This is a genomic window from Virgibacillus necropolis (genome assembly GCF_002224365.1).
Taxonomy (GTDB): domain Bacteria; phylum Bacillota; class Bacilli; order Bacillales; family Amphibacillaceae; genus Virgibacillus_F; species Virgibacillus_F necropolis.
In genome coordinates this window covers 3453529-3468864 of record NZ_CP022437.1, presented here as the reverse complement: position 1 = coordinate 3468864, position 15336 = coordinate 3453529, and the positions used below count along the sequence as shown (strand labels likewise).

At 37.0% G+C, this 15336-nt stretch carries 16 protein-coding genes and 1 pseudogene; 15 read left to right on the top strand and 2 right to left on the bottom strand.

What is annotated here, in order from left to right:
* Window positions 1-140 precede the first annotated feature (140 nt).
* From opp4A to CFK40_RS16475, 3 genes are all read left to right on the top strand, one after another.
* Entirely contained in the window at window positions 141-1991 is a 1851-nt protein-coding gene (gene opp4A, locus CFK40_RS16485) for an oligopeptide ABC transporter substrate-binding protein (RefSeq protein ID WP_089533497.1), read from the top strand.
* A gap of 112 nt (window positions 1992-2103) precedes the next feature.
* The gene (locus CFK40_RS16480) at window positions 2104-2958 is read left to right on the top strand and encodes an alpha/beta fold hydrolase (RefSeq protein ID WP_089533496.1); all 855 of its coding nucleotides are present in this window, start codon (window positions 2104-2106) and stop codon (window positions 2956-2958) included.
* 98 nt (window positions 2959-3056) lie between these two features.
* Window positions 3057-3593 carry a CotO family spore coat protein gene (locus CFK40_RS16475; protein WP_161493896.1) on the top strand — a complete coding sequence of 179 codons (537 nt, stop codon included), beginning with the start codon at window positions 3057-3059 and terminating at the stop codon, window positions 3591-3593.
* A 213-nt stretch (window positions 3594-3806) separates the two neighbouring features.
* Here the strand turns inward: CFK40_RS16475 and CFK40_RS16470 are convergent, their stop codons facing one another.
* Window positions 3807-4337, bottom strand: coding sequence for a CotY/CotZ family spore coat protein (locus tag CFK40_RS16470; protein ID WP_089533494.1), 531 nt, complete (start codon window positions 4335-4337; stop codon window positions 3807-3809).
* A gap of 194 nt (window positions 4338-4531) precedes the next feature.
* Between CFK40_RS16470 and CFK40_RS16465 the strand changes: the two genes are divergently transcribed.
* The 5 genes from CFK40_RS16465 to CFK40_RS21190 all read left to right on the top strand — a co-directional run bounded on the left by CFK40_RS16465 (window position 4532) and on the right by CFK40_RS21190 (window position 7066).
* Window positions 4532-4765, top strand: a complete 234-nt coding sequence (locus tag CFK40_RS16465; RefSeq protein WP_089533493.1) for a hypothetical protein — start codon at window positions 4532-4534, stop codon at window positions 4763-4765.
* Window positions 4766-4902: 137 nt separating this feature from the next.
* Window positions 4903-5178 (top strand): hypothetical protein, encoded by a 276-nt coding sequence (locus CFK40_RS16460; RefSeq protein ID WP_089533492.1) that lies wholly within the window; start codon window positions 4903-4905, stop codon window positions 5176-5178.
* Window positions 5179-5245: 67 nt separating this feature from the next.
* Window positions 5246-6142 (top strand): MBL fold metallo-hydrolase, encoded by an 897-nt coding sequence (locus tag CFK40_RS16455; protein WP_089533491.1) that lies wholly within the window; start codon window positions 5246-5248, stop codon window positions 6140-6142.
* A 122-nt stretch (window positions 6143-6264) separates the two neighbouring features.
* Window positions 6265-6861: a pyridoxamine 5'-phosphate oxidase family protein gene (locus CFK40_RS16450; protein WP_089533490.1), complete on the top strand. Its 597-nt coding sequence runs from the start codon at window positions 6265-6267 to the stop codon at window positions 6859-6861.
* Window positions 6862-6949: 88 nt separating this feature from the next.
* On the top strand, window positions 6950-7066 hold the full coding sequence (locus tag CFK40_RS21190) for a spore protein (protein WP_193433338.1): 117 nt from the start codon (window positions 6950-6952) through the stop codon (window positions 7064-7066).
* A 46-nt stretch (window positions 7067-7112) separates the two neighbouring features.
* On the opposite strand, the gene tlp is transcribed toward CFK40_RS21190, so the two are convergent.
* Window positions 7113-7343 carry a small acid-soluble spore protein Tlp gene (gene tlp / locus CFK40_RS16445; protein WP_089533489.1) on the bottom strand — a complete coding sequence of 77 codons (231 nt, stop codon included), beginning with the start codon at window positions 7341-7343 and terminating at the stop codon, window positions 7113-7115.
* Between the two features lie 662 nt (window positions 7344-8005).
* Here tlp and CFK40_RS16440 point away from each other — a divergent pair.
* The 7 genes and pseudogenes from CFK40_RS16440 (at window position 8006) to CFK40_RS16410 (ending at window position 15203) form a co-directional block, all read left to right on the top strand.
* A pseudogene (locus CFK40_RS16440) lies at window positions 8006-8540 on the top strand (GNAT family N-acetyltransferase).
* Window positions 8541-8610: 70 nt separating this feature from the next.
* Complete coding sequence (locus tag CFK40_RS16435; protein ID WP_089533488.1) at window positions 8611-9228, top strand: NUDIX hydrolase; 618 nt, start codon at window positions 8611-8613, stop codon at window positions 9226-9228.
* Window positions 9229-9412: 184 nt separating this feature from the next.
* Window positions 9413-9913, top strand: a complete 501-nt coding sequence (locus tag CFK40_RS16430) for a glycerol-3-phosphate acyltransferase (RefSeq protein ID WP_264371372.1) — start codon at window positions 9413-9415, stop codon at window positions 9911-9913.
* Window position 9914: 1 nt separating this feature from the next.
* Window positions 9915-11309, top strand: coding sequence for an aminotransferase class V-fold PLP-dependent enzyme (locus CFK40_RS16425; RefSeq protein ID WP_227001804.1), 1395 nt, complete (start codon window positions 9915-9917; stop codon window positions 11307-11309).
* Window positions 11310-11525: 216 nt separating this feature from the next.
* On the top strand, window positions 11526-13370 hold the full coding sequence (locus tag CFK40_RS16420) for an LTA synthase family protein (protein WP_089533486.1): 1845 nt from the start codon (window positions 11526-11528) through the stop codon (window positions 13368-13370).
* Between the two features lie 189 nt (window positions 13371-13559).
* Window positions 13560-13874 (top strand): ArsR/SmtB family transcription factor, encoded by a 315-nt coding sequence (locus tag CFK40_RS16415; protein WP_089533485.1) that lies wholly within the window; start codon window positions 13560-13562, stop codon window positions 13872-13874.
* A gap of 24 nt (window positions 13875-13898) precedes the next feature.
* On the top strand, window positions 13899-15203 hold the full coding sequence (locus tag CFK40_RS16410) for an NAD(P)-binding domain-containing protein (protein WP_089533484.1): 1305 nt from the start codon (window positions 13899-13901) through the stop codon (window positions 15201-15203).
* The last annotated feature ends 133 nt before the right edge of the window (window positions 15204-15336 follow it).

The following is a 15336-nucleotide window of genomic DNA, read 5'->3' as shown; positions in this document are numbered from 1 at the left end:
AGTAATATTAAAATATTAATTATGATACCTACACCAATAGGAACTTCAGTTTCGGTGTTGAGTATAGATAGTGTCGGTCAAACTTTAATTGTTTGATCAACCTAACACAATTAGTAGTAAAAAAAGGGGAGGGTTCAAGGATGAGAAAGACTAGTTTGGCTAGAGCACTATTTGCACTGATGTTTATCTTATTGCTAGCGTTAGTGGCTTGTTCAAATGAGACTGCAAGCGATGAGTCAAAGGATTCCGATAAAGGAACAGAGGAAGGTTCTGACAAGGAAGCTGAAGCAAAGAAAGGCGAAGATGGTCTGTATTCCATCGAAGATTTTAGTCCCGACAAAACAAATCAAGGTGAAGCAATTGAAGGTGGAACACTGAACTTTGGTTTAGTATCGGATACTGCATTTGAAGGTACATTAAACTTTACTTTCTATGGTGGTACTCCAGATGCAGAAATCCTTAGTTGGCTTGGCGATAAGGATGGGTTGGTTGCATTCGATAAAGAGTATAGAATTTCGAACGAGGGTGCAGCAACTTATGAAGTAAGTGAAGATGGAAAAACATTCACATTTACGATTCGTGATAATGTAAACTGGCATGACGGTGAGCCAGTAACTGCTGAAGATTTGGAATTTGCTTATGAGGTAATCGGTCATCCTGATTATGATGGCCCTCGTTACGGTTCCGATTTCACAAACGTTGTTGGTATGGAAGAATATAATGCGGGTAAGGCAGATAAAATCTCAGGTATCGAAGTAGATGGAAAAACGTTTAAAATTACATTCAAAAAATCAACACCATCACTTCTAACAGGAGGTATCTGGACGTATCCATTAGCAAAACATATTTTTAAAGATATTCCAGTTGCAGAAATGTCCGCTTCACCAGAAGTTAGAGAAAATCCAATTGGGTATGGTCCTTTTAAAGTAGAAAGTATTGTTCCTGGTGAGTCTGTAGTTATGACGAAAAATGAAGACTACTGGCAAGGTGCACCGAAGCTTGACAAGGTAATTGTCCAGGTAATAAACCCAGATACTGTTGTTCAAGCATTAGAAACTGGTAAGGTTGATATGGTAAGTAGCTTCCCTACAGATCAATATCCAGCTAACGCTGAGATGTCAAATGTTGAATTTTTAGGTAAGGTCGATCTAGCCTATACGTATATTGGCTTTAAATTAGGTACTTGGAATAAAGAAAAAGCCCAAGTTGATCCGAACCCAGATGCAAAGATGGCAAACAAAAGTTTACGTCAAGCAATGTGGCATGCTGTTGATAATAATGCTGTTGGTGAAAAGTTTTATCATGGACTTCGTTGGAATGCGACAACGTTGATTCCGCCTTCTCACCCACAATATCATGATGAAGAAAACCCAGGTAGAGAATATGATCCTGAAAAGGCAAAACAACTTCTAGATGAAGCTGGTTATGTAGACACAAATGATGATGGATTCCGTGAAGATCCGGAGGGTGAAGAATTGGTAATAAACTTTGCTTCTATGTCCGGTGGCGATACAGCTGAACCGCTTGCCCAATACTATATCCAATCATGGAAAGCTGTTGGTCTTAAGGTTGAGTTATTAAATGGCCGTTTGTTAGAATTCAACACTTTCTATGACAAAGTTGGTAATGGTGGTAATGATGACCCAGATGTTGACATCTATCAGGGCGCATGGAGTGTAGGTTATGATGTGAACCCTGCTGGACTTTATGGTCGTGATGCAATGTTTAATTTCTCTCGTTATGCTAGCGAAGAAAATGATCGTTTGTTAGCTGAAGGCGTATCTGAAAAAGCTTTTGATGTTGAATATCGTCAAAAGATCTATGATGAGTGGCAAGCATTAATGGTTGAAGATGTACCTGTATTCCCAACAGTTTATCGTGCGGTACTAGTACCTGTAAACAACCGTGTACAAAACTATTCACTAGCTATCGATTACTATGATCGTCACAAAATTGCTGTGACGCAAGAAGAACCAATTGTAGCTGAATAATTAGATGAATAAAGGAGCCCACTTGCTGGGCTCCTTTATTCAATTTATCGCAGTTTGACGGGCAGTAAACCCCCCACTGAATGTTAGTTGAACTCTTTGTAGGAGGATTTATATGTGGAAAAAGCAGTTTATTGATACAGAACGTGGAAACTTTGAGGTGTTTACACAGGGAGAAGGAGACCCGTTATGTGTAACTCATCTATACAGTGAATTTAATGCGTTAGGCTATTATTTTGCAGATATTTTTGTAAATCATTTTACTGTTTATCTTATTAATTTAAAAGAGGCGGGAAACTCTTGTAAAGTAGTAAACGAAGAAGAATTAAGTATGCAAGAAACTGCTAAGGATCTGGAGTCTATTAGGGAAGCTTTACATTTAAAAAAATGGTCTTTTGCAGGGCACTCTACTGGGGGAATGCTAGGTTTAATTTATGCTGATTTATATCCTGACTCTCTGACAAAATTGTTAGTAGGAGGAGCCTCATCTACTAATAAATATATGGAACACGAGAGTAGTATGTATAGCCAAAAAAGTCCTTTAAATGATAGGTTGAAAGAGATTTTTGCTGTTCTAAAATCTACTAATTCTACAATGGAAGAGCGGAGTAAAGCTAATAAAGAATGGACCAATATGTCTCTATACAATGTTGAAAGAAGAGACGAATACTTTCTAAAACCAAGCAGTGGCAAAATTGTACATAAAAGATTAAATTATTACTCCTTTACCGAATTACCAAACTACAACATTAAAACTAAATTGCCTCAGGTTGCAATACCGAGTTTTGTTTACTGCGGAAGACACGATGCTCAATGCCCTTTGGTTTTTTCAGAGGAAATCAGCAGGGGGGTAAAAAATTCAAGACTCTACATTTTTGAGAGTAGTAATCATTTGCCTTATCTAGAGGAAAAAAGTGAATTTCTTGCAATGGTTCAGGACTTTAAGGTGCTTACAGAAAACCTTCTCTAGAATTATCAACCCTTTTTTCTTAAATTAGGCTAAAGTCACGTTTAATTATTCTTTCTCATATAATGTGGTGAAAATGGCAAATGAAAGGAGACCATTGCATGGCTAAACAAAAGAAGTTTGCTAAAACACCACTTTTATATATAAACCAACCAGATATTTCAAAACCAAAGGCACCGATGCAATCCAATTATGCAACACCGAAAAAGTCAAAAGCACAAGAACCTCAAAAAGAACAAGAACCTCCAAAAGCACAAAAAACATATAATCGACCACCAAAACGGAATGATTTTTCTAAAATGCTTAAATCAAAGCCCGAGAATAAGCCCGAAAATAAGGCGGAAGAAAAAGCTAAAAAGCCAAAAGATACAAGCAAAGAGGATGAGGAACAATCGAAACTCCCACCATCCGATAAAAAGTTTAATGAATTGACAATCAAAGAAAAAATTGAGTATTTTATTTCCAAACCTAAGCATTTACCAACAATGAAGTGTGAAGTGAAAACCGAAGAACGATCATTTCGTGGAACAATTCATGGTTTAGAAAACGATCACGTTCTAATGCAAGTGGGAAGGCGCTCAAGCACCACTGAAATTGCAATTAAATCAATTAAAAATATAAGGTTAGTAGGATTTTAATCTGTTAAATAAAAGCACAAAAGCGGGAACTAAATCCCGTTTTTGTGTTTTTACATTCAAAAAAAGAAAAAAACCCGTCAATTCATAATTGACGGGTTTTTCTAGGCAGTAAGAAAGTATAAATCCTTTCTTACTGCCTAAGTGCAACTAAGGCTTTCGCCATTAAGGCTTGGCGATAAGCCAAGTTTTCTAAAAGTTGTTTGTTAACTGAAATTAGTAGCGACTAAATGCATCAATAGCTGGCAAACAAGTTACATGACAGAAGCAATCTACATTCACTGTTATACAAATTCCTGAAGCTCTTAAATCTTTAACACATTGACCTTCTGGACTATCTTTTTTATAATGTTTACGGTCTTTATCATAACGGTGACGGTCACGATCGTCATCGTCATCATCGTCATCGTCATCATCATAATACTTATCATCGACTAATAATTCTAATGTTGCACAGCAGTCCTTATCTACACGCTTGACTCTAAAGAAGAAACTATCCTCAACTTTATAATCATCATGATTAGCACCGAAACCTTTGAATGGTTTACAGCCATCTTTGCAATATAGAATTACTGGTACAGTATCAAGTCCATTTCCATTATCGTTATCTCCTAGCAAATCATTAATGGAACGCTCACAGCTGGTATCACAGCAATTTTCTACTACGTCATTTTGCGCCTCAGCAATTTCCTTTAGTATATCGCACACACAGTTACCTGTTTCATAATCTTTTCCACAACAACCCATGAATGAATTCCCCTTCCTAAAATTTATTGACTTATTGTCTTTACTAGAATATGTACAATTGACCACATGGTGTGGGCGAGTATGGGAAATTGCAATTTAATTTATAAGACGCAGAGATAAGGGCGAATGACTACACCCAATTCCATTCCTTTACATAGTCTATTAACGATAAAGTATACAAAGGAGTGATTGAAGTGTCTGAAAATAAACGAGTGTATCATGTTAAAGATTTAATCATTAAGGCTGATAATGTATATGTTGAACGTGAGGAACGTGACGAGAAGCATCATCGCGATCCATTCTTCGGTGGAAGGCATGAACGGGATGATGAGGAAAAAGGTGAACAAGACGACCGTAAAGAAAAAAAACATGAAGATGAGGAAGAGAAACACGATAGACGAAGAAACCGTGGGCCTTTCTGGTTTTAAATGAATAATATAAGTACCTATAGGCAGCCTAAATAGCTGTCTTTTTACATATAATGCATAGCTAAAGAAATAATGGGGTATTAGTGTAGTAGAGACGTAAAAAGGTTATAAAAAAACCTAAAGAGGAGGCCCTATAAATGGGATATATACTTCCAATTACACATTTCCAGTACCAAGATTACCAAAATCGCGTTATCAAAAGTGATCAGGATCCATTTTACATTGAACATCCATATAAAGTCACTCTGGATACCAAGTCACGCGAAATGGAAGATAGAGAGGATGTCTTGAAAAATGGCGGTTCTTCCAAAAACAACTCCCATTACGAACCAATGCACGTAGAAGAACCTAAAAGTGAAAAACTATATGAAAAATTAACAGGAAAAGGTCAACATTTTAGCGGAAGTATATAGAAGGGAAGGCGACCGCTCTAGTAGCCGTAGCTAAACAGTACAGAACACGATAAAGGAGGCGATTTGTTTGAAGTTCACCACATTAAACGAGACATGCTATTATTTTGACGCGGTTGTGAATATTGGTTATGTTCACCGCGGTGACAACGGGATGTTAATAGATGCTGGCATTGATGATTCAATTATGCGGAAAGTTTTAAAAGAGTTAAAATCAAATGACCTACCTGTAACACATCTATTCATTACTCATGGCCACGCGGATCATTATGGTGGCGCACATTTTTTACAAAAAAGACATGACATCACGACGATTGCTCCCAAATTTGAAGCGGCTATTCTGCAAAATCCAACGTTAGAACCACTTTATTTATTTCAAGGTAATGATCCACTTCCAGAACTTCATAATAAATTTCTTGAAGGCAAAGCTATTCAAATAGATCAGGAAATCGAAGCAGGAACACATGAAATCGATGGGATTTCTTTTGCCACACACCTTCTGCCCGGTCACAGCTACCATCAATTAGCGATGGAGATCGACGGAATCTTGTTCGCAGGCGACAGTTATTTTAGTGAGGAACAATTAGACAAGCATAAAATCCCTTACATTACCGATGCTGATCTAACACTGGAAAGTTTACGTCAATTAGAAGATATAATGTGTGATGGAGCAGTGCCGGGTCATGGTGTTTTTGAAAAAGACTTTACTCAAACAGTTAAAAAAAATATCGACTGCCACGAAAGCCTATTGGATTGGCTGGAGGATTATATAACGGAAGCGGGAATATCTCACGAAACAATTGTCTCGGATATGTGCGAACATTTCGAAGTGAAAAATTCACAGCTATCGTCCTGGTTGTTATATCGAACAGCGGTTACAGCTTACTTGGTTGGGTTAATCAAGCGGGGAAAGATTGATCATTATATTGAGAAAAACACATGGAAGTTTAGGAAAGTGCAGTCGTAATTGAAACTGCGCTTTTAATTTGGTGACTTTTTGAAGATCCTCTTTAAACTAAATCGACGAATCACATCTTCATTTTATGGTAAACTACAGGGTGATTGGTCTATAAAATGGGGGAGAGTAAAATGTCAAAGCAACATGGAGAGCATATCCTTCAAGAAAAATACAACACAAGAAAAAGGGCAGCCTCTTTTTATGATAATCAACTGCTGAATTACCTTAACCCATTAATGCAGGAATTTGTTTCTGAACAGGAAATGGTGTTCATTTCAACCGCGGACGCAGGTGGTAATTGTGATTCATCCTTCCGTGCTGGTCCGGAAGGGTTTGTAAGAATAGTAGATGACAAAACGTTGTTATATCCAGAGTATAAAGGTAACGGCGTTATGGCGAGTCTAGGAAATATTTTAGAGAATCCGCATATTGGGTTAATGTTCATTGACTTTTTTGAGAATAGTATTGGATTACATATAAATGGTGTAGCATCTATTTTAGATAACGAAGAACTAACAACGATGATAATGACAGATAAAATAAGGGATGACATTGAAAAAGAAACGAAGGCGGAGCGCTGGGTTGTAATCAAGGTAGACGAGGCTTATATCCATTGTTCAAAGCATATACCTAAATTATGTAAACCTGAAAATGACAGTAGCAGGGAGAAAGATGATAAAGCACAGAAGAGCGGAGATTTTTTCAAAGTAAAGCAAAGTAAGAAATGATATGAATTAGGAGTATGCTTTTTTAATTTATACGAGCACTAATCTTTTTATTGAAATTAGGCAAACTAATGTAAAGGAGGTTATAAATATGGAAGACAAGCCTAAAATGAAAAATAAGAGTAAGGAAGAGCCTAATTCATTAAAAAATGAGTCACTGAAAAAAGGTGACAAAAAATTAAATGGACCAAATCGTCCATCGACATAAGAAAAAAGGCATGGAGGCGTTTAAAAACGTTCCATGCTTTTTATTTTTATTGGTTGTGTTGCTGATCGTTTACTTCATCTTTCAACTCATCACGTAAACCTTCAATACTCTCTTCACGACGTTGATTTTTCTCTTTGATTTCCTGTTTTTGTTCAGCGCTCATTTCTTCTGCGTGTGCTTTTGCATAGTCACGAGCCTCATTCATGTTTTGCATTGTATGGCCGATGGTATTTTCAATTCTTTCAGGGTTATTGGAACGGTCATCCGGTTTTGGCATCCTTCATTCCTCCTTTGCATTTTGACCTTAGTATGTAACGATTCTACAAAGGTATGTATAGTGTTTAATTATAAATTAAACTTGTTTTTATTTTTGGCTGTTTTCTAAAAGATTGTTGTTTTGACCCAAAAATTATATACTGCGACGTAACTGAAAATCATGTTTAGTGTCCGACGGCCGCTGCGGAAAAACACTACGCTTTCCGCGGGCTCGCGATGAGCCTCCTCGAGAAACCCACTCTGTGGGGTCTCATCGTCTTCGCTTTCCCGCAGGAGTCTCCGTGTTTTTCTTTTGCTAGGGTTGGAGCTTTACCTATAATTCTCTCCCATTCACCTCTTAACTTTACAGTGATTGGAGCGGAGGGCAGTCGACTCCCGCGGGATTATAGGCATAGGTGAGACCCCGCAGTGCGTAGCTCGAGGAGGCTCACCAGCCGCCCGCGGAAAGCGACTGCCCTCCGCGGAAATCACGTTGCTGTTATGTCGCAGTTTATATCAACTTCGGAGGTATGAGCAACAAACTATACAAAAACAGCCATATTTTTTAGCAACCTCTTTTGCAGACAATTTACTTAAAAGAAAAACAATTAAGTCTATTTTTAGAATGATGAAAGTGGTAACCTATATTCACTAGTGTTAATAAAAAGTTAGAGGGGTAGTATAGTGATTGAACTAAAAACGTTCGAACGTTCAGATTTCAAACAACTTATCAATTGGATTGATTCACCCGATTTCTTGCTACAATGGGGAGGACCTGGATTTGATTATCCATTAACCGAAAGTCAGTTAGAAAAGTACATAGAGAATACGAATAATGATGGTTTTGACACTAGTGTATAAAGTGGTTCATAAAGAAACAGGAGATGTTATTGGTCACATTTCTTTAGGGAAAATCGATATGATAAATAAATCTACACGAGTAGGGAAAGTGTTAGTCGGCGATAAAAATGTAAGGGGACAAGGGATCGGTCAGCTAATGGTGAAGGAAGTCCTCAAAGTTGCATTTGACGAACTTTATTTGCATAGAGTTAGTCTTGGGGTTTTTGATTTTAACGTGTCTGCTATAAAATCATATGAAAAGGCAGGGTTTATAAAAGAGGGATTACTTAGAGATTCAAGAAAAAATGGTGACGAATACTGGAGCTTATGGGAAATGAGTATTTTAGAAAATGAATGGATGGAAGTCAAAAAATGCTAGTTACTCAGCAGAATTAGATGGAACAGTTAAATTAAATAACAAATAAATTCTAAGGAAATAGGTGTGTCGAATGAGTGATAAATGGTTGGAGTGGGCGAAAAGGATTCAATCCCTATCCCAAGCGGGCTTAACTTTTTCAAAAGACGTTTACGACGTTGAGCGCTTTGAAGAGTTACGTTCTATTAGTGCAGAGATTATCGAAGAATATACCGAATTAGAAATGGAGAAAATCAAGGATTTATTCACGAATGAAACGGGTTACCAAACACCGAAAGTAGATGTTCGTGGGGCAGTATTTAGAGATGATAAAATTTTAATGGTTAAAGAAAAAATGGATAATCGATGGTCTTTACCAGGTGGGTTCTGCGACATAGGTTTATCACCTACCGAGAATACTGTAAAAGAAATAAAAGAAGAATCTGGTTATGATGTTATACATAAAAGGCTTATCGCATTGTTAGATACAACAAAACATGGACATCCACCATTACCTTATCAGTATTATAAACTATTTATTAACTGTGAATTAGTTGGTGGACAAGCAACTAATGGAGTGGAAACTAACGGGGTGAAGTTTTTCTCTGAAACTAATTTACCCAAACTTTCTACCAAGAGAAATACCGAGGCGCAAATCAGGATGCTTTTTGACTTTTTGCGAAACCCGAGTAAGGAAACTATTATAGATTAATAGCTGAACGAAGTGATAAAATAAATTTTTCAAGAATAGCTGCAAATGTTCAGATTAGCCCCGTTTTACAGTTGCTTAGTTAATGGTATAATTTGGTTGATTGTTATAATTAAATAAATTGTACAAAGGGGTGAAGCCTCTGTTTGAATTTGCTTTCGTCGTCATGTCCTATTTATGTGGTTGTTTGAACGGTGCTTACTATATAGGGAAGATAGCTTCAAACCAAGATATTAGAGAGCTCGGGAGTTCAAATGCTGGCGCCAGAAATGCGGGGAGAGTGTTTGGACGTATTGCATTTATCTATACGGTTATTATCGATGCTTTAAAGACAGTTATTCCATTACTAATTGCTGTCTACTTGTTTAATATGGCCGTATTTTTATTAGGGTGTATAGCGCTTGCCATTTTGATTGGACATATTTGGCCTGTACAATTACAATTTCGCGGTGGTAAGGGAGTGGTTGTCTATTTGGCTGTCGCTTTAGCACTTGCTCCATTAACCCTTATTGTAGTTGGACTAACCCTGCTAGTTGGTTTGAAAATTAAGAGCAACTTTACCCTAATAGGTTTAATTGCTATTAGTACGATTCCAGTTACGTTAACAATTCTATCAAAGCCTGTATTAGCAGGAATATTTATAATTATGCTGTTAATCGTTATACTTGTACATAGAAATGAGGATTAAAATGAGTTATTCAACACCAATTCGGTATAAAATTGCAGAAGCGGAAGACGTTAATGAAATGGAACAAATCCATCGGTTAAATTATCAAACATTTGTAGAGGAAATTCCACAACACCAAGCAAATGAAACAAGAACATTAATTGATCGATTCAACAATGAAAATACATACATAATTGCGAAAAGAAAAGATGAAGTAATTGGAATGATTTCTGTTAAGGAAAATAGGCCATTTTCGTTGGATCAAAAGCTAACTAATCTTGATGATTATTTAGCCGATGATTCTGTGCCATGTGAAATCAGATTGCTATCGATAAAAGAAGCATATCGTGGTGGACGAATTTTTTATGGTTTGTGTGAACGATTGGTAGCTTATTGCTTGGAAAAAGGGTATTCACTGGCCTTAATTTCTGGAACAGTACAACAGACTAAGTTGTATAAGCATATGGGCTTTCAGTCATTTGGACCACTTGTCGGTACGGAGAAAGCACGTTATCAGCCAATGTACTTAACAAAAAAGAACTTTGAAATATCGTCAAAGGTTTTTCAAAGATTGATCGAGCGGAAAGAGAAGACATTTTATCAAAACTTCCTTCCAGGACCTGTTGAGGTAACAGAAGAAGTGAAGAAAGCATGGCAAGAACCAGCAATTTCGCACCGTTCTTTAATCATCCAAAAAGTAATAAATGAAGTAAAAGTTCAATTATGTGATCTAACTAACGCCAATTATACAGAGGTAATTGTCGGGACAGGTACGCTAGCTAATGATATGGTTGCAGCACAGTTGTCAACGCTTAAAAGTAAAGGATTGATTTTAGCTAATGGTGAGTTTGGCGAGCGGTTGATTGATCATGGGAATAGATGGAGTCTCTCTTTTGAAAACATACATAAACCATGGAACACTTCCATAACAATAGAAGAAATCGATCGTACATTAATGAAGTATCCAGATATTCAGTGGCTTTGGACAGTTCATTGTGAAACATCTACTGGATATGTTTATCCGTTGCATCAATTGAAAGAGGTTTGTGAGAAGCATGATGTATATCTTTGCATCGATGGTTGCAGCTCTGTTGGTGTGATCCCTGTTGATTTAAAGGACGTGTATTTAGCAAGCACGGTTAGCGGAAAAGGACTTGCTTCTTATCCTGGAATTGCGATTGTTTTTCATCACGAGGGTATTTTACCAAACGAGCAAATTCCAAGTTACTTGGATATAGGGAAATACCAAGCTTCTAACAGTGTTCCGTACACACACTCATCGAATGGTTTGTTGGCTTTACAGAAGGCCTTGAGCAATCCACATGCAGCAAATGATGCACTGGCTAATAAGATATGTCGTGATTTCGAATCGTCAGGCATGTTGGTGCTTAGGGGGAAGGGTATTCGCCAGGAATAATTACGGTTAACTTGCCAAAGAGTATTTCTTCAAAGGAGTTTGGTGATCGTTTAAAATCGTATGGAATACATACAAGTTATGAAAGTGGTTATTTAGTTAAACGAAATTGGTTCCAAGTTGCGCTAATGGGAGAACAGGTGCAGACTAAGGTCATTAAAGCTATTCGAATAATAATAGAGCAATTTAACCAATTGGCAAGAGAAAGGTAATGAATAGATGAAACAATTAACTAACTATATATCCACGCATATTATTGCTACCACAATCATTTTACTGTGGATAAAGACTTTACTCGTAACACTAATTGGCTTTGACCTTGGAGCCTCTTCATTTCTAGATGTTCTACTACTAATCATAGGTCCGATTGGAACTCTAATGCTGTTTTTAGGATGTAGCTTCTTTTTCAGCAAACGCGTACAACCAGTAACTTTACTCATTATTTATATTCTTATCACAGGGCTTTTATATGCCAATTTACTTTACTTTCGTTTCTATATCGACTTTGTAACACTTTCCGTTTTAATGCAGGTAAATAATGTTGGGGGATTAGGTGCCAGTACAGTTGAATTACTTTCTCCTTGGGACACACTGCTATTTATTGATATCTTCATCCTAGGATGGATTATCTTTTCGAAAAGATATAAAAGAGCACAAACTCGCATGCCTGTTAAAAAGAAATATGCATTAACAAGTGTCGGCATAATTGCTGTTACAATTGCTTTAGGTGTTATTCAGCACCCACATTTACTTAGTACCGCTTATGATCGGGAACAGCTAGTTAAATCGCTAGGTCTCTATAATTACCAGATGCTTAATTTAGCATATGGGGTAAAGGCACCAATTGAAAAAGTGTTTTCTGATGAAAAGGATGCGCGCGAACTAGTAGATGAGTTTATCCAGGATAAACAAAAAGAGCGTACAGATTTATTTGGTGCGGCCAAAGGGAAAAATGTTGTCATAATCAGTCTAGAATCCACCCAAAACTTTGTCATTAACAGAAGCATCAATGGGGAAGAAATAACTCCTTTTCTAAATGACTTAATTAAAGAAAGCTTTTATTTTTCCACTATTTATGACCAAGCAGCCCAAGGAAAAACTTCTGATGCAGAATTTATGGTCGATAACGGATTATATCCACTACCTAGTGGTTCGGTATTTGTACGTCGTCCAGAAAATACCTTTGATTCCCTTCCTAAGATTTTAAAGGAAGAAGGAAACTACACATCTGTCACCTTCCACGGCAATGACCGGGAATTTTGGAACAGGGAACAAATGTATAACACGCTAGGTTACGACCATTATTTTTCAAAAAGGAACTATAATGTAACAAGTGAAAATTCGATTAACTACGGAATCAAAGATATTCCCTTTTTCAATCAATCAATGGATGAACTGTCTAATCTGTCCGAACCTTATTATGCAAAATTTATCACATTAACGAACCATTTTCCTTTTTTATTAGAGAAAGAAGACCAATTTATTGAACCCGCTAATACCGAGGTAGACGTTGTAAACCGATATATTACGACAGTCCGGTATCTCGATGAATCACTTAAGCAATTTTTTCAACTGTTAAAAGAGCAGGGCATGTACGAAGACACTATATTCGTGTTATATGGTGACCATTATGGGATTTCCCAAAAATATGAATCAGGTGTACATGAACTACTAGGACAAGAAGCTACACCGCTAAATCATCTAGAATTGCAGCAGGTCCCATTAATTATTCATATGCCAGGTGAAGAAGGTAAAGTAATCGATACAGCAGGCGGGCAAGTCGACATTCGAGCAACTGTTCTTCATCTACTTGGAATTGCGACTGATGATAAAATGGCTTTCGGCCGTGACTTACTGGTGAAAAATCCTGATGATCCAGTTATAATTCGAGATGGTAGCGTAATTACAAATGATTATGCATACATCGATAATCTATGTTACAGCAAAAAATCAAAAGAAGTTGTAGCAAGGAAAAAATGCTTACAGTACCAAGAAATTGCACGGGAAAGATTGGAACTTTCAGATCAGATTATATTAGGAGATTTATTGCGTTTTAGCGAATGATAATCTCATTAGACCTTCTGGATAATTCCAATACTAATCAAGAAATAACCATCATTGCTAGTTCTAGCTATGGTGGTTATTTTTATTTACTGTTAATCAAATTTTATTGATTAATTACTTGTAAATCAAAATATTTTGATATACGATTATTACATCAAATAAAGTTGATGTATGAAAAGAGGGATAATCATGTTTCCAGTAACCGTTGATTTGCAAACTACATTTAAACATTACGAAAAGTCATTTAAAGCACTAGCAGATCAAAAAAGATTGCAACTGCTTAATTTACTGGCTACTTTATCTGAAGATTATATTTGCGTCTGTGACTTAATGGAAGAGATGCAGATGGCACAATCTAAACTTTCGTACCATCTAAAGATTTTATTGCAAGCAAATCTGATAATTAAAGAAAAAAGAGGAACCTGGAGTTACTACTCTTTAAATCATAAGGAAATAAATAATGTTTTATCAGAAGAACTTTGTTGCTTATTTCGTAGGAACTAATGAAAAAAGTAAAGGAGAGATATCATGTTAGCAAATTTACCTACTGTAGTTATTGGAGCGGGTCCAGTTGGGCTTGCAGCAGCTGCCCATCTACACAAATATAAACAAAATTTCCTGCTACTTGAGAAAGGGTCTAAGGCAGGAACTAACATTCTTGAATGGGGGCATGTTCAGTTATTCTCCCCTTGGGAATTCAACGTGGATCAAACGGCCAAAGAATTGTTACAACAAACCGAATGGATCGAACCTGAAGCAGATAAATTACCTACTGGAAAAGAACTTGTGGACGAATACTTAGAGCCTTTGTCAAATCTTCCTCAAATCAAAGAAAATATAACCTTTGGTGCTGAGGTTATCGATATCACAAAAAAGAATATCGATAAAATGAAGTCTGGTTTACGTGATCAAACGCCTTTCGTATTATACGTGAAAATAGATGGATTAATTGAAAAAATAGAAGCTAAAACAGTTATTGATGCGACTGGGACGTGGAATAATCCGAATCCTCCTTTTGCGGACGGAATTTGGAGAACGGAAGGACTAGAGAAGAAGTTACACACACGTATTCCTAATGTCGCTAAAGAAGCAGGAATATTTAACGATAAGCACATTGCGGTAATTGGTAGCGGCCATTCTGCTTTAAATACATTAATCGATCTGACCTCATTAAAGGCTGAATATCCAAACACAAAGATTTCTTGGATTGTCCGTAAGCAACAGGTACAAGAGGCTTTTGGAGGAAAAGAGAATGATGAGTTGGCGGCAAGAGGAGAACTTGGTACAAAAACTCACCGACTTGTTGATAATGGTCTTGTAAACGTTCATTCAGGTTTTTATGTTGAAGAAATAAAAAAGCATGATGGATCTTTTATCATTCAAAGCAGTGACGGGGTGTCTATAAGTAACGTAGACGAAATCATTGTAAATACAGGTGCTAGGCCTAATTTCTTGTTCTTAAACGAATTGAGATTAGAAGTAGATCCTGTAGTTGAAAGTACAAAAGAGCTTGCTCCACTTATCGATCCTAATCTTCATAGCTGTGGTACTGTTCGCCCACACGGAGAAAAAGAATTGCGCCAACCAGAACCGGGATTTTATATAACGGGTGTAAAAAGTTACGGTCGAGCGCCGACATTTTTAATGGCAACAGGCTATGAACAAGTGCGTTCTATTGTTGCTTACCTCTCTGGTGATAGTGAAGAATCTACAAAAGTTAAGTTGAAATTACCTGAAACAGGGGTTTGCAACGTAAACCAAGCTCCAGAGCAATTACAAATTATTGGAGTGAATGCCGGAAGTGGCTGCTGTGGCACTAGCCGTGATTGCTAATGGCTTATCGAGCTAGCGCTAAATAAGATACCTTGAAAATAACGTGCAGTTTGTTCTATGACAAACTGCACGTTAAGTCTAGTTATTTACTTGTTCTGTAATCATAATTTCCTTTTCTTTATTAAGCCCAGCT